Below are 20,574 nucleotides of genomic sequence, written 5' to 3'. Positions count from 1 at the left end.
CCGCTTACATAAATTATCGTTAAAAAGCATCACTTTTTCAACAGTGATGCTTAAATTGTTGTAAATTTAATTTGAAAGTAAAATTAATGTATTTATTTAGCGTTATTTTTTTTGAAGAATAGACGATAGAGTACATAAAGAATAATAATGATAAGAATTACATACATAAAATAAGAATATGTATGAATACCAGACATTAATACATCGAAACTATCACTAAGAAGACGACCAAGTAAAATTAAGGCAAAGTTCCAAATTGTTGTGCCTAATAAAGATAACATCGTAAATGTTGCAACATTCATTTTATTGATACCTGCTGGAATAGTGATTAATACACGTAAAACAGGAATGAAACGACATAATAGAACTGCCCACGCGCCATAACGTTTAAACCAGTCGTTCGCACGTTTCACATCATTTCCTTTAAGTTTGAACCATTTACCATACTTATCAACAAATCGATAAATACTTTCCTCTTTAATTAAACGACATAAATAATACAAAATAAGTAAACCGATAAATGAAGCAATTGTTGAAATAATAAATAAGACTAAAATTGAAAGACCTGATTTAACTGACATTAAACCTGCAAATGTTAATATAATTTCAGAAGGCACAACAGGTAAGACATTTTCTAATAAAATAAGAATGAAAATGGCTGCATAACCCCATTGACCTATAAAATTTGTAATAATTTGTTCCATTATAAAGTTAAAAATCCTCCGTTATTAAACATTACTCGAATAAAAAATTCATAGTAAATTCATTATATAGGAATTTACTATGAATTGCTTGTGATAACATAATAAGGATTGTACAGCTCATTTTAAGGATTTTAAATATTGATGATACAATTGTTCTGCTTCATTATCATCTTCAACGCCATAGACATTCATTCTACCATCTTTGAATAAGGTAATTTCATAATTGCCATCTTTAATTAGCTTTGCAAATGAGGTTGACTTCACAATATCACCTGGGAAATGTTCAGCATAGTCAAAAGCAGTAGGTTGATATCTAAATAGGTAGGTTTTTCCGCATAAGCTTTCAATATTCTGTTGTTGTTTCGTTTCTAATAATTCGTAATGACCTTTACCACATACGTCACATTCATCATCTTTTAAAATATCGATATTCAATGCTTTATAATCAATATGAAATGCATCAAGAGTAATTAACTTATGAGAAAATCCATGACCAGATAAATAACGAATCGCTTCTGTGACCTCATAGCTTGCTACCTGTGTAATCACAGGCGGTAATACGCCATTAATAGCACAACTCTCTGCACTGGTTGGAATTTGTTTTAATAAACATTTCAAACAAGGTCCTTTGAAATCAATGCCGTAAACGGTACCTTTACTGCCTACAGCAGCACCATACACCCACGGAATATGGTGTTTTTGACAGGCTTCGTTAATAAGATAACGAATTTTGAAATGATCCATACCATCAATGACAATATCAGGATTGACGGCTTTTAAAATGTCCTCAATAGTTCTAGAGTCAATTTCTTGGTAATAAGTTTGAATGTTTACATTTGAATTAATGTGTTCAATCTTTTGTTTAACTGCGTGAACTTTAGGGACCATATTGTGAGCATCATCTTCAGTATAGAGTGCTTGGCGATGTAAATTAGATAATTCAACGATATCCATATCGACAATGGCTAAATGATGCGCACCCATACGTGCTAAAAGCTCTGCAACGTGACTTCCTAACGCGCCTGCACCAAGTATTAAAATGGTTGCATTGGAGAGGGCAATTTGGCCATCCTCTCCAAATGCATGATAACGCATTTGACGGTTATAGCGTTGCATTATAAGAATCCTAAACCTTCAGTAGGGCTTGACGCTTGGGCTGTATATTTTACTGGAATACGTCCTGCTTCATATGAGAGACGGCCTGCATGAATACCCAATTTCATTGCTTCAGCCATTTTAACAGGGTCTTTTGCGCCTGAAACTGCAGTGTTTAAAAGAATAGCATCAGCGCCTAATTCCATCGCATGACACGCATCTTTTGGTGAACCAATACCAGCATCGACAATAACGGGAACATTTGAATGTTTAATAATGTAACTTAAATTAAGTTGGTTATTAATACCACGTCCAGTACCAATTGGAGAAGCAAGTGGCATGACAGCATGAACACCTAATTCTTCTAAACGTTTCGCTAATACGACATCATTAGAAATGTAAGGACATACGATATAACCTTTTTCTAATAACACTTTACATGCTTCATATGTTTCAAATGGATCAGGGAGCAATGTTTCATCATCACCAATCACTTCGACTTTAATCATGTCACATACTCCAGCATGTTTTGCAATTTCAGCGATACGAATCGCTTCTTCAGCCGTTTTGGCGCCAGCTGTATTTGGAAAAGTAATAAAGTCTTTAAGATTAATATTTGCTAATGGATTAGGCAAGTTTTTATCATATAAATTCATACGTCTTACGGCAAAAGTCAGCACATTCGCTTCTGCTGCTTCAATCGCTTTTGTTTGCGTCGCTTCATCTTCAAATTTTCCTGTACCTAATAATAAACGAGATTTAATTTCTAATGGTCCAATTTTAAACATTTTATCCGCCTCCAACAAATTCTAATAATTCTAATTGATCATCTTCACGTACTGTATGTTGATCGTAGTCTTCTTGTTTAATTAAAGTTTTATTATGTTCGACAATGACACGTTTAGGGTCTAATTCAAGAGATTCAAGTACAGAAGTAATAGATTGTTCTGAATCAAAATTGAATGTGTCCCCATTAATGATACACTTCATGATTTAACCTCCTTGAAGCACTAAATGATTCATATCGATGTGGCTTAACACCGGTGAGTATCCAATTGGCAATATCACGACCAATAATAGGTGAAAGTAAAATACCATTACGATAATGACCAGAAATCACATATAAATCTTCATCAATACGGTCCATTATTGGTATTTCTCCTTCAGTATATGGACGGACACCAGACCACTGTTTAATGACTTTGCCGTGTGCGAGTTCTGGTACACGTTCATTTGCAAAGTGGTGTAACCAAGAGATGCCATCGTCTGTATTACCAACTGAATAATTATCAAACTCGCTTGTGGCACCAATTAAGAAACGATTTGGATATTTTGGCACGATATAACAGCCATTGGTCATAAATACGGTTTCTTTTAAATCCAAGTGGTCATTTTCAATCAGTAAGACTTCACCTTTTACACCGACTACATCTCTAGGTAGTGAGTATTGAGTTAATAATTTAGATGTCCATGCGCCTGCTGCCACAATGACTTTCTTAGCTTGTAATGTGCCTTGTGACGTTTCAACATCGTAGTACCCATTTTGGCGCTGAACAGATTGTACCTCTGTATTGACATATCGCTTAATTTGACGTTGCTTTAAAGATGTAAATAAAGCTTTAGTGTAGTGATTGGCATTAATCTGTCCATCTTGTGGAATGTAAATAGCCATTTCACTTGATGTTACTGTGCCATTCGTTAAATGAGTCAGTTCCTCATCTGAAAGAACAATGACACTAGAATCTAAACCACTTAAAAATTGATACTGTTTTTCTAAACTTTCAACATCTTCAGGACGATTAGCCACTTTAATTAAGCCTGAATTTTGAAACTGAATATCAATACCTGTCTCAGCTTCTAAATCTTGACATAATTGTGGAAAGAGACTTCGTGATTCAAGAGCAAGTCTAAATAAATCAGTATCTTCAGTAAATTCATTTTGAGCACCTAACATTCCACCTGCTTTATATGATGCGTGTTTACCTGGTACGTCACGATCGATAAGTGCAATGTCAAGGTGAGATTGACTTAATTGGCGTGCAATAGACATGCCAATCACGCCCGAACCTATGATTAAAACATCATGCATCTTTCAACCACTCCTTTCGCAATAGTTCAATTTGTTGTAAAGATGCGTTCATAAAAAAAGAAATCGCACAAATTCCTTTAAAACCATGAGGTAATTGAAGAATCGTTTTTTCAGTGATACCTCCAATGGCATAAATGGGAATAGGAATCTCTAACACACGCTGAATCTCTGCTTTTGATCGAGGCAATTGATTAGGTTTTGAAGGTGTCTTAAAAATGTGACCAAAAAAGACATAATCAAGATCGTGTTCATAAGCTGCTTTAACAGATTCAATTGAATGTGTAGACATACTCACTTCAATCTCTGGATGCGTTGATTTATAGCTAAATGCATCTTCATCCATTTCTCGAAAATGAATATGAGAGAGGTGAAGTTGTTCAAGTAAATGTACATCACTATGAATAATGATTTTTGATTTAGGGAATCCTTTTTCTATAAGTGATGTTAAAAATGAAGACAAATCACTTGATGACATGGGAGTACGAAACAATAAACCATCTATTCCATCCGAGATATCAAGAAAATGTTGTACATCATCATTGGTTAAATCTTTATATTTCGTTATCGCTATAAAAATGAACATCACTCCTTATTAAACAAAAAAACGCTATTTCCCTGCAGTAGGGAAATAGCGTTTTGTTTAACTTTACGATATCCTAGTCGCCACTTTCCTACGCCAGTACAAACTGGATCAGGTTCCAGGAATTATAAAGTTCGTTCTTTACTCTCAGCCTTAAACAAAGGCACTTCCAGTGGATTGTTTATTCAGTTGTGTTTAAAATAAACATCAGCGTTTTTGCTTCAATTTTATTCTACAACCTTTTTTAATAGAGTTCAAATACAAAAACAAATTAGATTTGTAGCAATATACTTTTTAATCAGTAAAACACATTTTACATAGCTATGTATAAATAAAATAAAAAATATTCAAAAAGTAATTGTAAACGCTTGCAAAACCTGTTAATATTATAAAAAATATAGCAAAAAGCTTATGATATGGGGCTTGAAAGGCGGTTAAAAAAGGGAACAACATGATTGGGAGTTTTCATTATCAACGTGTAAGTAGAATCAACACAACTTTAAAGGGAAGCAGGAAAAAATTATGGTACAAAGACAAAAGAAAAGTAATGTTCGTTGGTATTTCGCTATCGCATTCTTTATTATTGGGGTCATTGCATATATGGATAGATCTAATATCTCATTTATTGCACCTCAAATGATGGAAGATCTTCACATGACAAAGCAACAATTTGGTTTATTAGCTTCATTCTTCTCACTAGGTTATGCATTGATGCAAGTGCCTTCAGGTATGTTAGCAGAGAAGTTTGGTCCACGTAAGATGATTTCAATCGCATTATTATGGTGGAGTGCATTTACAATTTTAACGGGAATGATTAAACATCATGGTTTATTATATTTAGTACGTTTCTTATTTGGTATCGGAGAAGCGCCAATGTATCCATCTAATGCAGTATTCAATTCAACTTGGTTTGCTAAAGATGAAAAAGGGAGAGCATCGAGTGCGTTGTTAGCAGGATCATATTTCGGTCCAGTATTAGCACCAGTAATTACTATCGCAATTGTTAATGCATTTAACTGGCAAGCCGTATTCTACATTTTTGGGGCAGTTGGTATTGTGATTGCAGCACTTTGGGCAATTATTGCAAAAGATTTACCTGAGCAACATCGCATGGTCAATGATGCAGAAAAACAGTATATCATGCAACATCGTGATTTAGTAGAAACAACTAAATCCGTAGCACCTTGGAATCAATTTTTTAAACGCATGAGTTTCTATGCCATTGCAGGGCAATATTTCGTAGTTCAATTTGTTATTGCTCTATTCTTAATTTGGTTACCTACTTATTTAACTGAGCAATATCATGTACAATTTAAAGATATGACAATTAGTGCTTTACCATGGTTTATTATGTTTATTTTAATTTTATCTGCGGGTGCGATTTCAGATAAAATTTTGCATAGCGGTCAAAGTCGTTTTGTAGCGAGAGGGTTAATTGCAATTGTTGGCTTTATCGTATTTGCTATCTCCATCTTCTTTGCAGTTCATACACAAAACTTATATGTGACCATCTTTTGGTTATCACTTGGCTTAGGTGGTATGGGTATTTCAATGGGAATGAGTTGGGCAGCAGCAAATGACATTGGACGTAACTTTGCTGGTACAGTATCGGGTTGGATGAATTTATGGGGAAATATTGGTGCGTTAATCAGTCCATTTTTAGCAGGTGCATTAGTATCATCACTTGGCTGGACAATGACATTCCAATTATTAATTATTCCAGCGGTGATTGCAGCTGTATTATGGTTCTTCGTTACACCAGACAAACCATTAATTAAAGATGAAAGTAGACATATTAAATAAGATTTATACATTATCCACAAAAGTGAAAGCCTGGGACATCATCAGTTGTCTCAGGCATTTTTAATATATTGACTGTCGATGACTGAATTGAAAATCAATGTTACCTCTCTTCTTACTACTGTTTTCTTTTTATAATATCCGGGTAAAACGTTATAATTATATTTGGAAGGTGATTATATGATTATTATTAATGCGAAGCTTAAAATTAAAGAAGATGTGCGTAATGACTATTTAGATTTAATGAACAAATTAGTTCAAAGTTCACGTCAAGAACCGGGTAATACATTTTATGCTCATTATGAAGATGTAGCAGAACATAACACATTCGTTGTTGTTGAAAATTATAAAGACCAAGAAGCGGTTCAAGCACATAACCATTCAGATCATTTCAAAGCATTTAGTGAAAATATAGGAAAATATGTCGCTGAAGAACCTGTCATTGATGTAGCAGAAACAAAATAATAACTAAACATGCCTTGTCTAAGTGATATTTGTACTTGGGCAAGGCGTTTATCATGTTATGATAAGATGGTATGAAATAAGATGGTATGAAAAATGAAAGGAAAGATAGTAGTGGGACATGTGATTGCTTCATTAATAAGGTTTGATAAGCCTAAAATTAATCTATGGAAAGGTATACGCCAAGGATTATTAATGATTATCCCAACATTGATAGGGTATTTACTAGGACATTTTAGTTTTGGTCTACTCGTAGCAACCGGAACTTTGGCACATACTTATGTATTTAAAGGTTCAGCACAATCAATGTTAAGAACAGTCATTATTTGTACGTTATCCTTTACCATTTGTATGATGCTTGGAACATTAACTGTCAATCAGCCAGTTCTGTACGGCGTATTATTATTGATCGTTACTGTCATTCCATTCTATGTATTTAATGTGTTAAAAATTGCGGGTCCTTCATCCACATTCTTTTTAGTTACATTTTGCTTATCCAGTAACTTACCTGACGCTCCAGAACAAGCACCGATTCGTGGCTTAGCGATTTTTATTGGAGGAATGTTAGCGACATTAGTCGTCATTTTAACTATTGTATTCCAAAAACAAAAAGCTGAAGATCGAGCGATTACCTCTGACTTTCAGACGATTAATAATTTAATGCATCACTTTAATGATGCTGAAAAATTTAATGATATTTCACAAGACACAGTAACGAAATTTAAAAATTCAGAGAAACTATTGATTACATCGACTACTGCGATGAGTGAAAAGTTAAGTTCTCGCTTTGAAAAGTTATTGCTTCTTCATACATCAGCCCAAGGAATTTATGCCGAGTTACTTGAACTAAATGAAAAAAATATTCGTCCCATCCCTCAAGAACTGATTGAGATGATGGATATGATTACAAGAAATGCCTATAAATTATCTTCAAAACGAGAAAAATGGACGAAAAAAGTCGATGTGGATGAACCATTTGAAAGTTTGATGCAACACATACTTAAAATAGACGAAATTGCACAATTACAACCGGAACAAATAGAATCTGAAGCGAGTATTCGTAAGCCATTATATAGTAAACGTATCGTTCAAAACTTAACACTCGATTCCATTATTTTCCGCAATGCATTAACGTATGCTGTTATTATGGGCGCAGCTATTTTTGTATCGTTATTTTTCAATATCCAACGTTCATATTGGATTCCATTATCCGCCCATACAGTATTATTAGGATTAACGACAATTCGTATGTTAGACCGTTCATTAGCACGTGGTCTTGGAACAATTGTAGGGACTTTACTTCTATCAGCCATACTCTTTTTCCAACCTCATTTAATTGTCGCAGTCATTTTAATGGGGCTGTCTGCTATGATGACAGAAGGATTTGTCGCAGCAAATTATGCTTTTGCAGTTATTTTTATTACAACACAAGTCATCCTGTTAAATGGTTTAGCCTCTGGTAATTTATCCATTGATATTGCGTATACACGAATTGTTGACGTATTGATCGGGATTGTGATTGCGGTCATTGGTGTTTTAATCATTAATCGAAAAAATGCTTCAACCATGTTACCTACTGTGATTGCAGAAGTGGTACGTAAAGAAGCGGTTATTTTCCAATATTTATTTTCAGAAAATAAATACCAAGATACAGCACGTGATAGAACAGAAAGTTTATCATTATCTGTAAAAATGAATAATATGACACAAGTGTACAATTCAGCCAATGGTGAATTATTCTCAAGTAAAGAGGCCATTCGTTATTATTATCCAAGTATTTTTGCCTTAGAAGAAATTAGCTTTATGTTAATGCGTGCAATGCAAGACAAACAACGTCAACGCATTTCAGAAAAACAAATGGGAGAATATCTTGTCACATTTGAAAATGTAGCAAAACATTTTGAATTACGCGGTAGTCTTAATGAAAAAGAATTGACGGATTTACCACAGTATAATTATTTAAAATCTGCCTTAATGAAGTTACAAGATAATTGTGTAGCAACACGTAAAGACGTTGATCATACAAATCATCAGAAAACGGTGGACGCTTAATATCAATGTATGACGTTTCATTATAGCGTATGGTGGTAAAGCTTACTAAACACTATAGAGGAGCGTGACATCATGCCTTGGACAATGAATGATTATCCACAAACTTGGAAACATTTAGATGAATTAGAGCGTAAAAAAGCAATTGATATTGCAAATGCGATGTTAAAAGATGGCTACAAAGAGGGAGACGCTATTCCTATTGCAACAAAACAAGCAGAAGAATGGTACAAAGATGCCAGTAAAGAAGAATTAGAAGAATTAAAACATAAACATATTACTCAACATCAAAAAGATCCATCAGCACGACCTGAACTGAATGATGAAGATGTTCATGTATATTATGAGGATCATGAATGGAAAGTTAAAACAGAAGATGCAAAACAAGCGTCTGATACGTTTAGTACTAAAAAAGAAGCAAAACAACGTGCCAAAGAAATTGCTGATAATCGTGGTACACAAGTGATTGAACATCAAAAAGATGAATAATGTAATAGAGTCCGAGTAGCAATGAAACTTGCTATTCGGCTTTTTTTATGACTAAATGACTCAGACTAAATGAGTAGCGTCAAGTCTAGGTTATCATTTTTAGTTCACTTAAGAGTTAGATATAATATACAGTGATGATTAAAGGAGGCAACAAATATGTACGTAGAGAGAAAACCATCATTGTACATTGAAGAGCTACGCAGTGAATTCAAAGAAAATATTGATAAGTTTAAGAATGGAGATGAAGCCTTCGATAAGCTAGTGGGTTTCGTAGAGCTCGATCATTTATATTCTTCTGCATTAAAAGAGATTAGTACGAAGTTAGATATTTTAGATGACAATTTTAATCATATTTACAAACATAATCCAATTCATCATATGGAACGTCGCGTCAAAGAAATGACGAGTTTAGTTAAAAAATTGCAACGTAAAGGTTTAACTATAGATGCGGAAACAGCGAAAACCAATATTTTAGATATCGCTGGTATTCGTGTGGTCTGTAATTATCTTGAAGATATTTATGTGATTGAGAAATTATTATTAAAACAAGAGGACGTTAAATTACTTAAGCGTAAAGATTATATACAACACCCAAAAGAAAATGGTTATCGCAGTCTTCATATAGTCGTGTCGATTCCAGTCTTTCTAGCTGATAGAGTAGAGGTTACACCAGTAGAAATTCAAATTCGAACTATTGGTATGGATATGTGGGCAAGTTTAGAGCATAAAATTCGTTATAAAAATAATACCAATACAGAGGACTATAAAGACAAACTTAAAGAATGTGCAGTAGAAATCTCAGATGTCGAAGCAAAAATGCAAACCATTCACTCAGAGATTCAAGATAAAGATAAATAATTTAGTCATATAGCGAAACGATAGAAATGTATAGCTATTGTTTCGCTTTTTTATATAAAATAAAATGATATATTTTTATGATAAAATAAATTAATAGTAATATATATTTTTTGGAGTTTTAAAATGATTAAACAGAATTTTAAGTCACAACGATATGAACTAAAACAATTTAAGGGTGAACACATTGAAGTCGCATTTGCCGGAAATATGGATGCAGATAAAACCATCGTATTTATACATGGAGCAATGATGACATATCGCATTATGTTGTTGTTTGAGCCTTATTTTAGAGAGAACAACCTTATTTTTGTTAACTGTCCAAGTAGAGGCAGAAGCTCTAACATTGTAAGAGAACAACATACATTAGATGATTATTCTGAGCGTATCAATGATGTACTTTCACAAGTTATCGAAACATACGGTATTAAAAACTTAGTGATCATAGGTTATTCTATGGGAGGAATGATAGGCACACGTTTATTAAAATTTAATACGTTACCTATTTCACATCTGGTTTATTTAAATAGCGCTGCACGTATTACACCAAATCAAAGTATGTTGTCACGCTTATTTACTTCAAATAGTAAAAGAGATCATTTTAAAGATGAGATGATTGCCTTTAAAAATTTACCGCAGTATATTTTGAAAAAATCTTTTCATAACAAAAATAATAGTATTCGTAACTTATTTTCATATATTGCACCCATTAAAACGATTATTACAGATATCATTTATTCTACAAACGCAGATTACCTTCCAGATATAGAGGAAATAGAGCAATTTCCTAAACTTTTATTTATTTCAGGAGAAGATGACGAAATCATTCCTTACACTGATTCACAAGAAACAATGAAAATGTATAAAAAATATGGCGGTGAAGTAAATGAAGTTATATATTCTGGTATCGGACATATCGACTTTCCTGCTGTCTTGGATAATTTGCCTAATGGAACCATAGGTATTATTGACCACATTAAACAGTGGATTCAAGAAGAATAAGACGACCGGCAGACTGCATAAGCAAATGTTAAAATCATACTTGCTTATGACGTAGCGTCATTAGCTATGTTAACAGTAGGAGGTGAATGATATGTCACACTATACGATTGGAGAATTGGCAAAACAGAGTAAAGTCACGATTCGAACACTACAATATTACGATCGAAGAGGATTACTTATAGCTCATCGACAAACTGACTCTAATCGCAGATATTATACTGACGAACATGTAAAGCAGCTTGAACTGATTTTAGTATTAAAACAATTAGGATGTACGTTAGATGAAATAAAGACATTACTTGATGAAGATACAAATATGAACACACTTAAGACACTACTTTCATTGAGAAAAGATGCATTACACTCAAAAGTAGAGGTGTACAGTCATACATTAAATCAAATTGAAAAAGTCGACACATACATTTCTGAGCAATCAAGTGCGTCTATTAACCATCTTACTGACATAGATGACGCTATGAAACAAGAATATAAAATAACATACTTTAGAAAAAAGATTTGGATAAGTGCTGGAATCTTAGGGATCATACACTATAGTGGTTTACTATTAAGTCTATTAGGACGTTCAACTAAGCCGTTGATCGTTATATTTCCCATCTTAATCACATATGCCATTGCGCTGACAGCAATATATTTAAAAAAAGTGTTATATCTATGTCCGAATTGCCAGCATACATTTAAACCTACATTAGGTGCCTTCGTGAAAGCGAAACATACACCTAAAACAAGACAATTAACATGTCCCAACTGCCATCAAACACATTATTGTATCGAAGTATATCAAAACGAATCGTAATAAACACCTGGCTTATAATGAGCTAGGTGTTTTAAATTACAAAAAGTAAGCGCTTGCAAAAATAGAGTGAGTGTATTACTATACTTGTATACAAGTTAACGTATTGAGGTGAAAAGATGGAACAACATTATCCGAAACAATGGAAAAACAGAATGACTACAGGGGAAAGTATCGCTGCGGAACTTAGGTTTCAGATTGTTAATAGTACACTTGAACCCGATACTTTACTAACTGAAAATCAAGTGGCTAAACAATTCGATGTCAGTCGCTCTCCGGTTAGAGATGCATTTAAATTACTGCAAACGAATCAACTCATTCACCTCGAGCGCATGGGTGCAAGGGTTCTTGAATTTGGTGAACAAGAAAAGAAAGAATTATATGATTTACGATTAATGCTTGAATCCTTTGCATTTTCAAAATTAAAGCATATTGATAGAAAAAAAGTGATTAAAGAAATGAAAAAACATTTAGAAATGATGAAAGTCGCTATTCAATTTGAAGATGCTGAATCATTTACGCAACACGATCTTCAATTGCATGAAGCATTGATTCACGCCTCTCGACATCATTATCTTCAAACATTTTGGAACCATTTGAAACCCATTGTAGAAGTACTTGTATTATGTTCAATGAGAGAGCGAATGAGAACAAATAAAGAAGATTTTGACAGAATACACCGTAATCATTCGGTATTTATAGAAGCGATAGAACGTTATGATACTGATACGTTAAGAGAAGCGTTTCATTTAAACTTTGATGATGTAGGTAAAGATATTGAAAGCTTTTGGTTACAATAAATAGAAGGAAGAAGGAATACATATGAAATACATGATTGGAGTAGATATTGGAACAACAAGTACGAAGTCAGTACTTTATGATGAACATGGTCAATTTATTACAAAACATCATATTGGCTATCCTTTACATACACCAAACGTTGATGTTTCAGAAGAAAATCCTGACGAATTATTCGATGCCGTATTAATGACAGTCAAACATGTGGTTCGCGAATCTGGGGTGCGCAAAGAAGATATTAAACTCATTTCTTTTAGTGCGCAAATGCATAGCTTAATTGCACTAGATAGTCAACACGAGCGCTTAACTGAAAGTATAATTTGGGCGGATAACCGTGCGAATCAATATGCTGACTTGATAAATGAACAATATGGGGGACATGACATTTATAAACGCACAGGTACACCCATTCATCCTATGTCACCACTCTCTAAAATCTTTTGGATGAAACATGAGCAACCAGATATTTATCAAAATACTGCAATGTTTGCGGATATTAAAACGTATATTTTCTATCAACTTTATGGAGAATACGTGATGGATCACTCTATGGCTTCAGCGACAGGCTTGTTTAACTTACAACAGTTAGACTGGGATCAAGAAGCACTTGAATTACTCGGTATTTCAGCCTCTCAATTGCCTCAACTTGTACCGACGACACACATTTTAAAAGGGATGAAAAAACGTTATGCCACATTGATGGGTATCGATGAAAATACACCGGTTGTGGTTGGTGCAAGTGATGGGGTGTTATCAAATTTAGGCGTTAATAGTTATAAAAAAGGTGAAGTTGCAGTCACAATTGGGACATCAGGTGCGATTCGTACAGTCATTGATAAACCTCGTACAGATTATAAAGGCCGCATTTTCTGTTATGTCTTAGATGAAGAGCATTATGTGATTGGTGGACCGGTCAACAATGGGGGTGTCATTCTTCGATGGTTACGAGATGAATTACTCGCCAGTGAAGTTGAAACAGCAAAACGCCTGGGAGTGGATCCTTACGATGTACTTACTAAAATAGCGAGTCGTGTTAAGCCAGGGGCAGATGGCTTAATTTTCCATCCGTATCTTGCGGGAGAGCGTGCACCCTTATGGAATGCGAATGCACGGGGTTCATTCTTTGGCTTAACATTGTCACATCAAAAAGAGCACATGATACGCGCTGCACTTGAAGGGGTGTTGTACAACCTTTATACCGTCTATTTAGCACTTGTTGAAGTAATGAATGAAACACCTAATACGATTAAAGCAACAGGTGGCTTTGCGAAAAGTGAAGTATGGCGTCAAATGATGGCAGATATTTTTGATACTGATGTCATCGTACCAGAAAGTTATGAAAGTTCTTGTCTAGGTGCGTGTGTCCTTGGTTTAAAAGCATTGGGAGACATTGAAGATTATTCGATGATCGAAAATATGGTTGGTACGACTCATGCACATCAACCTAACCAAGATACAGTAAATATATATCAACAACTTGTAACGATATTCATAAACTTAAGCCGTACACTTGAAGATCGCTATGACGAAATTGCAGATTTTCAACGTAAACATATTAATTAATCCACATATTTAAATCAATTATACATCAAAGGGGAGAAGACAAATGGGAACAATATGGACACTAGCAAGTGTTGTCATTGGAATCGTATTACTACTGACACTGATTATTTTCTTAAAACTAAATACATTTATTTCATTAATTATTACATCGATTGTCACGGCCATCTTATTAGGTATGCCTTTAAATAAAGTAATGGAAACGATAGAGGCAGGTATGGGCGGCACCCTAGGTCATATTGCACTCATCTTTGGATTAGGAGCAATACTTGGCAAATTACTTGCAGATGGTGGAGGCGCCAACCGTATTGCGGATACACTGATTGATAAATTTGGACAAAAACACGTTCAATGGGCGATGCTGATTGCAGCTTTCATCGTTGGTATTGCATTATTCTTTGAAGTAGGACTCGTATTACTCATTCCACTTGTTTTTACCATTGCTAAACGTGCGAAAGTGTCACCACTGAAATTAGGATTACCTATGGTAACAGCATTATCTGTGACACATGGTTTCTTACCACCACATCCTGGTCCTGTGGTCATAGCAAAAGAATTAAAAGCGAATATTGGACATGTGTTACTATATGGGATTATTATTGCTATTCCAGTGACGCTCATTGCAGGTCCGATTTTTAATATAGTTGCACAAAAACTTATCCCATCTGCTTATACACGTGAAGGGGATATTTCAGCACTTGGTTCACAAAAAGAATTTAAAGAATCTGAAATGCCAAGTTTTGGTTTAAGTATCCTCACTGCTGTATTACCTGTTATTTTAATGTTATTATCAACGGTTGTTCAATTAGTGACTGGACATGAAAATGCTGAAAATCTGTTTGAACAAATCATTTACTTTATCGGTACAGCAGGTACAGCGATGTTAATTTCAGTCATCTTTGCTATCTTTACAATGGGCTTACATAGAGGAAGAAAAATGGATGACATTATGAAATCTGTAACGAATGCTATTTACCCAATCGGTATGATGATTTTAATTATTGGTGGCGGCGGTACATTTAAACAAGTCCTCATTGATGGCGGTGTAGGGGATACAATTGCTAAGTTATTCGAAGGTTCAACCCTGTCACCTATCTTACTAGCATGGATTGTCGCTGCAGTATTACGTATTGCACTAGGCTCAGCAACAGTCGCAGCGATTTCAACAACAGGTATCGTCTTACCATTATTACAACATTCAGATGTAAATGTGGCACTTGTCGTACTTGCCATTGGTGCAGGGAGCGTGATCTTATCACACGTTAACGATGCTGGGTTCTGGATGTTTAAAGAATATTTCGGATTGACCGTTAAAGAAACCTTCTTAACTTGGTCATTACTTGAAACCATCATTTCAGTATCGGGCATCATCTTCATCTTATTCATTAGTTTGTTTGTATAACTTATAAAAGAAGTGAGAGAGAAATCAATGAATTTCAATCTTACTTCTTATTTTTTTATAGCATGGAAGAATACAGTCAATCGCTATGAATGACAATAAAAGAATGATAAACTTACTTATAATATAAAAGACAGAATGCGCAAAGGAGATATTCGAGTTTGAAACAGATAAAGAAAGCCATCATACCTGCGGCTGGTTTAGGGACACGTTTTTTACCAGCGACAAAAGCCATGCCTAAGGAAATGCTTCCTATTTTAGATAAGCCAACGATTCAATATATTGTTGAAGAAGCGGCACGTGCGGGCATTGAAGATATTATTATTGTGACGGGTAAACATAAACGTGCGATTGAAGATCACTTCGATAATCAAAAAGAATTAGAAATGGTCCTTGAAGAAAAAGGTAAAACAGACTTATTAGAAAAAGTACATTATTCTACAGATTTAGCGAATATCTTCTATGTACGCCAAAAAGAACAAAAAGGATTAGGACATGCCATTTATACTGCGCGTCAATTCATTGGTAACGAACCGTTTGCAGTATTATTAGGTGATGATATCGTGGAATCTGAAGAGCCAGCGATTAAACAATTAATGAATGTATATGAAGAAACAGGACATTCTGTTATTGGGGTGCAAGAAGTGCCTGAACATGTGACTCACCGTTATGGCATTATTGATCCATTAGAGAAACAAGGTCGCCGCTATGAGGTGAAACAATTTGTTGAAAAGCCTGAACAAGGTACAGCACCTTCTAATTTAGCGATTATGGGACGTTACATTTTAACGCCAGAAATTTTCGATTATTTAAAAACACAAAAAGAAGGCGCCGGTAATGAGATTCAATTAACCGACGCGATTGAACGTATGAATAGTGATGTTCCAGTGTATGCATATGACTTTGATGGTAATCGTTATGATGTTGGAGAAAAATTAGGATTCGTTAAAACGACAATAGAATATGCGTTAAAAGATCCTAGAATGAAAGATGAACTCGTCACATTTATTAAACATTTAGGATTATAATAATTAAAGTGCCTAAGACATTGAAGAACAAGTGGTGATTCTTCAATCTTCTTAGACACTTCAATCTCATCAAAACTAAACCTAAAAACAGGACACACCCTATTTTCCGCTAAGGCGTGCCCTGGATTAGAGAAGAGATAAATTGTCGACAAACACTTCTCTAACCATAAATCCTCAACATCTCAGAAATTTTTTCTGAGAATCTTTTCCTCAGCGTCTTAGGACTTCTCCTAAGACATTTTTATTATATAATATAAAATTTGAATATCATAGATGTTGCAATAGCAATATTTTGACTAATAGTATCACTTTTCGGGAGAATTAAAATTTTCTTGGATAAGTGATGTTTTATTTTTAAAGAAATTCAATCCTAGTATGTTATTGATGAAAAAGCGAAGTTTGATAAAATTATAATAAATAAACTAAAACAGAGGTGTTATTTATGAAAAAAAATATTAACGTTGTTGGTGCAGTTATTTATTCGGAAAATAAAATCCTATGTGCACAACGTAATGAAAATATGAGTTTACCTCTAAAATGGGAATTTCCAGGTGGAAAAATAGAAAAGGGAGAAACAGAAGAAGAAGCTTTAATTAGAGAAATAAATGAAGAAATGAAATGCGATTTAACTGTAGAAAGTAAAATAATAGCAGCTGAATATGAATACGATTTTGGGATCGTTAACCTTACAACTTATAAATGTACATTAAATAATGAAATGCCAACTTTAACAGAACATAAAGAAATAAAATGGTTAGAACCCGATGAACTTACTGAATTGGATTGGGCGCCTGCTGATATTCCAACTGTAGAAATAATTGTTAAAGGTAAAAATTAATGGAAGACAAACTAATATTAAATCTAAAACAATCCTTAAAAAAAGGATTTATTGATAAAAATCTGACAAATGAAAGTAATTTAACTCCTAAGTTACTTGTAAACAATAATAATCAAAACGTGCTTACTTCTATTATTAATGAATTAGAAAAATGTTATTCTTTTTTTATATCTGTAGCATTTATAACAGAAAGTGGTTTAGCAAGTTTAAAAACTATATTCAATGATTTAAATCATAAAGGGATTAAAGGTAAGTTAATCACTTCTAATTATTTAGGTTTTAATACACCCAAAATGTATAGAGAATTATTAAAACTAGAAAATATAGAAGTTCGATTAACTGATGTAGAAGGCTTTCACGCTAAAGGATACATATTTGATCATAAAGATTATTCTTCAATGATTATAGGAAGTTCCAATTTAACATCGACTGCTATGAAAATAAATTATGAACATAATATTTTATTATCTACTCATAAAAACGGAGAGTTAATTTATAATTTAAAAAATCAATTTGAAGTGCTTTGGGAAAATAGTATAAGTCTAAATTCTCAATGGATTAATGATTACGAAGAAATATTTGAGTCTAAATTATATAAAGATTTTTTAAAAATAAATAGAGAACAAAATCGTTTGGTTAACCGATTTAAAAAATCTAATGAAATCCAACCTAACATTATGCAAGAAGAAGCATTAATGTCTTTAAAAAATCTTAGAAATTCTGGAGAGAATAAAGGATTAGTAATTTCTGCAACTGGAACAGGTAAAACGATTTTATGTGCCTTAGATGTTAGAAACTATAATCCTCAAAAATTTTTATTTATTGTTCATAATGAAGGTATTTTGAAAAAGGCAATGAAAGAATTTAAAAAAGTTCTTCCTTTTAATCAAGAAACGGATTTTGGCTTTTATACTGGTAAACATAAAGATATCGAAGCAAAATATCTTTTTGCAACAATTCAAACATTGTCTAACAATAATAATTATGAAGTTTTTGATAAAAAAGAATTTGATTATATTGTTTTTGATGAAGCTCATAGAACAGATGCATCGACCTATCAGATTATAATGAATTATTTCCAACCTAATTTTATGCTTGGAATGACTGCTACACCTGAAAGAACCGATGAAGGAAATATTTTTGAGTTATTTGATAATAACATTGCTTATGAAATTAGGCTACCTAAAGCTTTAGAGAGCGATATTTTATGTCCTTTTCATTATTTTGGAGTAACTGATTACATTCATAATGGTGTAACAAGTGATGATTATACTGAATTAAAAGATTTAACTTCAGAGGAAAGAATAAAACATATTATTGAAAAAACAAATTATTATGGATACTCAGGTAGTCAGTTAAAAGGACTTATTTTTGTAAGTCGAAAAGAAGAAGCGACTGAAATAGCTGAAAAATTATCGCTTAATAATATTCCGAGTAAAGCTTTAATAGGCTCAGATACTCAGAATAAGAGAACAAAAGTAATAAATGAATTGGTTAATGGAAAAATCAATTATATTGTCACTGTTAATTTATTTAATGAAGGAATAGACATTCCAGAAGTTAATCAAATAGTAATGCTAAGAAGTACTCAATCTAGCATTATATTTACTCAACAACTTGGAAGGGGCTTAAGAAAAAGTTCAGAAAAAGAGTTTGTAACGATTATCGACTTTATTGGAAATTATGAAAATAATTATTTAATTCCTATTGCTTTATCAGATAATCAATCTCATAACAAAGACGACTATCGAAAATTTCTGACTGAACCTAATAAATTAAGTGGTGTGTCAACTATTAACTTTGAGGAAATAGCTAAAAAGAAAATTTTTAAATCAATTGATCATGCTAATTTAAATAGTACTAAAATAATAAAAGAAGCATTTGAAAGTGTAAAAGAAAGAATAGGTAGAACACCTATGCTTATGGATTTCATTACTCAAAATTCTATTGATCCCAAAGTGATTATCTCTAAGTTTAACAATTATTATTTATTTCTGAAAAAATATAATTATATTGAAAAAGATTTTAATAAAGATGCTGTTAAAAATCTAACTTTTTTATCAAAAGAATTACTACCCGGATTAAAACAAGCTGATTATAAAATTTTAGAAAGTATAATAAGTGAAAATAATTATGCATCAATACCTAAAGATGACTTGGAAACTTCTTTAAATATTCTATCTTTAAACTATTTTGGAAAAAATGAAAATGAAAGATATGGTAGTCCAATTATAGATATTAAGACAAAAAGACTAAGTAAAACTTTTTCTAAGTATCTTAAAGATGAAGATTATCAAGCATTTGTTTTGGATATTCTAGCCATAGCAAAATATTATAATAAAAAAATTCAAGATTCTGGAAATGATTTAATCTTATATAATCAATATACACGCTTAGATTTTCTTAAATTAGTAAATTGGAGAAATCATGAGAAAAATATGGCAAATAATATATATGGCTATAGAATTTTGGATGAACACATACCATTATTTATTACTTATCATAAGTCAGAAGATATAGATGATAGTATAAAATATGAAGATCATTTCTTAAATCAAGAAGAGTTTGCTTGGTTTTCAAGAAAAAATGTATCATTAAAGAATAAAGAAATAAAGCAAATTATTAATCATAAAGAGGACGAAAAGACAATATATATTTTTGTTAAGAAAAATGATTCTGAAGGCTCGCAGCATTATTATTTAGGAGAAGCTGAGTATGTGAAAGGTAGCGCAAATGAGACAACTAATGTCACGGAAGATAAGATTGTGACCATGAATTTTATAATGAAAACTCCAATTAGAGATGATATTTATAGATATTTAGTAAATTAAATAGCGATTTATTGTTAGTTTTAATTAAATTAAATAAATTGGGTGAATATATATTTAAACGCATTTTATCACTAAATATTTTTTAGAAAAGAAGCATAAGATTTAATGATTTTATGCTTCTTTTTTAATTAATTAAAAAGGAATATGAAGGTATCGAAATTTTTTTAATTCCCTAACATACTTA

General features: G+C 32.9%; 19 protein-coding genes and 1 riboswitch. Of the genes, 13 read left to right on the top strand and 6 right to left on the bottom strand.

Going from position 1 to position 20,574, the window contains the following annotated elements:
* Positions 1-92: 92 nt before the first annotated feature.
* The 6 genes from uptA to CD034_RS10510 form a co-directional block, all read right to left on the bottom strand.
* Positions 93-704, bottom strand: coding sequence for an undecaprenyl phosphate transporter UptA (gene uptA, locus CD034_RS10535; RefSeq protein ID WP_002448460.1), 612 nt, complete (start codon positions 702-704; stop codon positions 93-95).
* 117 nt (positions 705-821) lie between these two features.
* Positions 822-1,820 (bottom strand): ThiF family adenylyltransferase, encoded by a 999-nt coding sequence (locus tag CD034_RS10530; RefSeq protein ID WP_103288368.1) that lies wholly within the window; start codon positions 1,818-1,820, stop codon positions 822-824.
* Positions 1,820-2,587: a thiazole synthase gene (locus CD034_RS10525; protein ID WP_002454859.1), complete on the bottom strand. Its 768-nt coding sequence runs from the start codon at positions 2,585-2,587 to the stop codon at positions 1,820-1,822. The genes CD034_RS10530 and CD034_RS10525 overlap by 1 nt, the downstream gene beginning before the upstream one ends.
* Position 2,588: 1 nt before the next feature.
* Positions 2,589-2,789, bottom strand: coding sequence for a sulfur carrier protein ThiS (gene thiS / locus CD034_RS10520; RefSeq protein WP_049437248.1), 201 nt, complete (start codon positions 2,787-2,789; stop codon positions 2,589-2,591).
* A complete protein-coding gene (gene thiO, locus CD034_RS10515; protein WP_077700017.1) occupies positions 2,773-3,888 on the bottom strand; it encodes a glycine oxidase ThiO in 1,116 nt (371 codons plus the stop codon). Before thiO ends, thiS begins: the two co-directional genes overlap by 17 nt.
* Positions 3,881-4,471, bottom strand: coding sequence for a thiamine phosphate synthase (locus tag CD034_RS10510; protein WP_002488780.1), 591 nt, complete (start codon positions 4,469-4,471; stop codon positions 3,881-3,883). The genes thiO and CD034_RS10510 overlap by 8 nt, the downstream gene beginning before the upstream one ends.
* Positions 4,472-4,539: 68 nt before the next feature.
* Positions 4,540-4,649, bottom strand: a riboswitch (TPP riboswitch).
* A 341-nt stretch (positions 4,650-4,990) separates the two neighbouring features.
* Between CD034_RS10510 and CD034_RS10505 the strand changes: the two genes are divergently transcribed.
* The 13 genes from CD034_RS10505 (at position 4,991) to CD034_RS10445 (ending at position 20,390) form a co-directional block, all read left to right on the top strand.
* On the top strand, positions 4,991-6,271 hold the full coding sequence (locus CD034_RS10505; protein WP_049418967.1) for a pyruvate MFS transporter: 1,281 nt from the start codon (positions 4,991-4,993) through the stop codon (positions 6,269-6,271).
* A 177-nt stretch (positions 6,272-6,448) separates the two neighbouring features.
* A complete protein-coding gene (locus CD034_RS10500; protein ID WP_002448351.1) occupies positions 6,449-6,733 on the top strand; it encodes a putative quinol monooxygenase in 285 nt (94 codons plus the stop codon).
* Positions 6,734-6,844: 111 nt separating this feature from the next.
* Positions 6,845-8,782: an FUSC family protein gene (locus CD034_RS10495; protein ID WP_037556164.1), complete on the top strand. Its 1,938-nt coding sequence runs from the start codon at positions 6,845-6,847 to the stop codon at positions 8,780-8,782.
* 72 nt (positions 8,783-8,854) lie between these two features.
* Positions 8,855-9,268: a DUF2188 domain-containing protein gene (locus CD034_RS10490; protein ID WP_002448481.1), complete on the top strand. Its 414-nt coding sequence runs from the start codon at positions 8,855-8,857 to the stop codon at positions 9,266-9,268.
* A gap of 156 nt (positions 9,269-9,424) precedes the next feature.
* Entirely contained in the window at positions 9,425-10,126 is a 702-nt protein-coding gene (locus tag CD034_RS10485) for a GTP pyrophosphokinase (protein ID WP_002454864.1), read from the top strand.
* A 123-nt stretch (positions 10,127-10,249) separates the two neighbouring features.
* Complete coding sequence (locus CD034_RS10480; protein ID WP_002448335.1) at positions 10,250-11,125, top strand: alpha/beta fold hydrolase; 876 nt, start codon at positions 10,250-10,252, stop codon at positions 11,123-11,125.
* Positions 11,126-11,216: 91 nt separating this feature from the next.
* Positions 11,217-11,939: a MerR family transcriptional regulator gene (locus CD034_RS10475; RefSeq protein WP_002488749.1), complete on the top strand. Its 723-nt coding sequence runs from the start codon at positions 11,217-11,219 to the stop codon at positions 11,937-11,939.
* A 116-nt stretch (positions 11,940-12,055) separates the two neighbouring features.
* Entirely contained in the window at positions 12,056-12,736 is a 681-nt protein-coding gene (locus CD034_RS10470; RefSeq protein WP_064207095.1) for a GntR family transcriptional regulator, read from the top strand.
* Between the two features lie 22 nt (positions 12,737-12,758).
* Positions 12,759-14,297: a gluconokinase gene (gntK, locus tag CD034_RS10465; RefSeq protein WP_103288367.1), complete on the top strand. Its 1,539-nt coding sequence runs from the start codon at positions 12,759-12,761 to the stop codon at positions 14,295-14,297.
* 43 nt (positions 14,298-14,340) lie between these two features.
* Positions 14,341-15,696, top strand: a complete 1,356-nt coding sequence (locus CD034_RS10460; RefSeq protein ID WP_103288366.1) for a gluconate:H+ symporter — start codon at positions 14,341-14,343, stop codon at positions 15,694-15,696.
* A 158-nt stretch (positions 15,697-15,854) separates the two neighbouring features.
* On the top strand, positions 15,855-16,721 hold the full coding sequence (galU, locus tag CD034_RS10455) for a UTP--glucose-1-phosphate uridylyltransferase GalU (RefSeq protein ID WP_002448353.1): 867 nt from the start codon (positions 15,855-15,857) through the stop codon (positions 16,719-16,721).
* A gap of 442 nt (positions 16,722-17,163) precedes the next feature.
* Entirely contained in the window at positions 17,164-17,559 is a 396-nt protein-coding gene (locus CD034_RS10450) for a (deoxy)nucleoside triphosphate pyrophosphohydrolase (protein ID WP_002488794.1), read from the top strand.
* Entirely contained in the window at positions 17,559-20,390 is a 2,832-nt protein-coding gene (locus CD034_RS10445; protein ID WP_103288365.1) for a DEAD/DEAH box helicase, read from the top strand. The genes CD034_RS10450 and CD034_RS10445 overlap by 1 nt, the downstream gene beginning before the upstream one ends.
* The last annotated feature ends 184 nt before the right edge of the window (positions 20,391-20,574 follow it).

Origin of the sequence: Staphylococcus hominis subsp. hominis, from assembly GCF_002901845.1 — a bacterium.
In the GTDB taxonomy this organism is placed as follows: Bacteria; Bacillota; Bacilli; order Staphylococcales; family Staphylococcaceae; genus Staphylococcus; species Staphylococcus hominis.
Note: the sequence above shows the minus strand (reverse complement) of the source record. Positions and strands in the feature narration are given on the sequence as shown.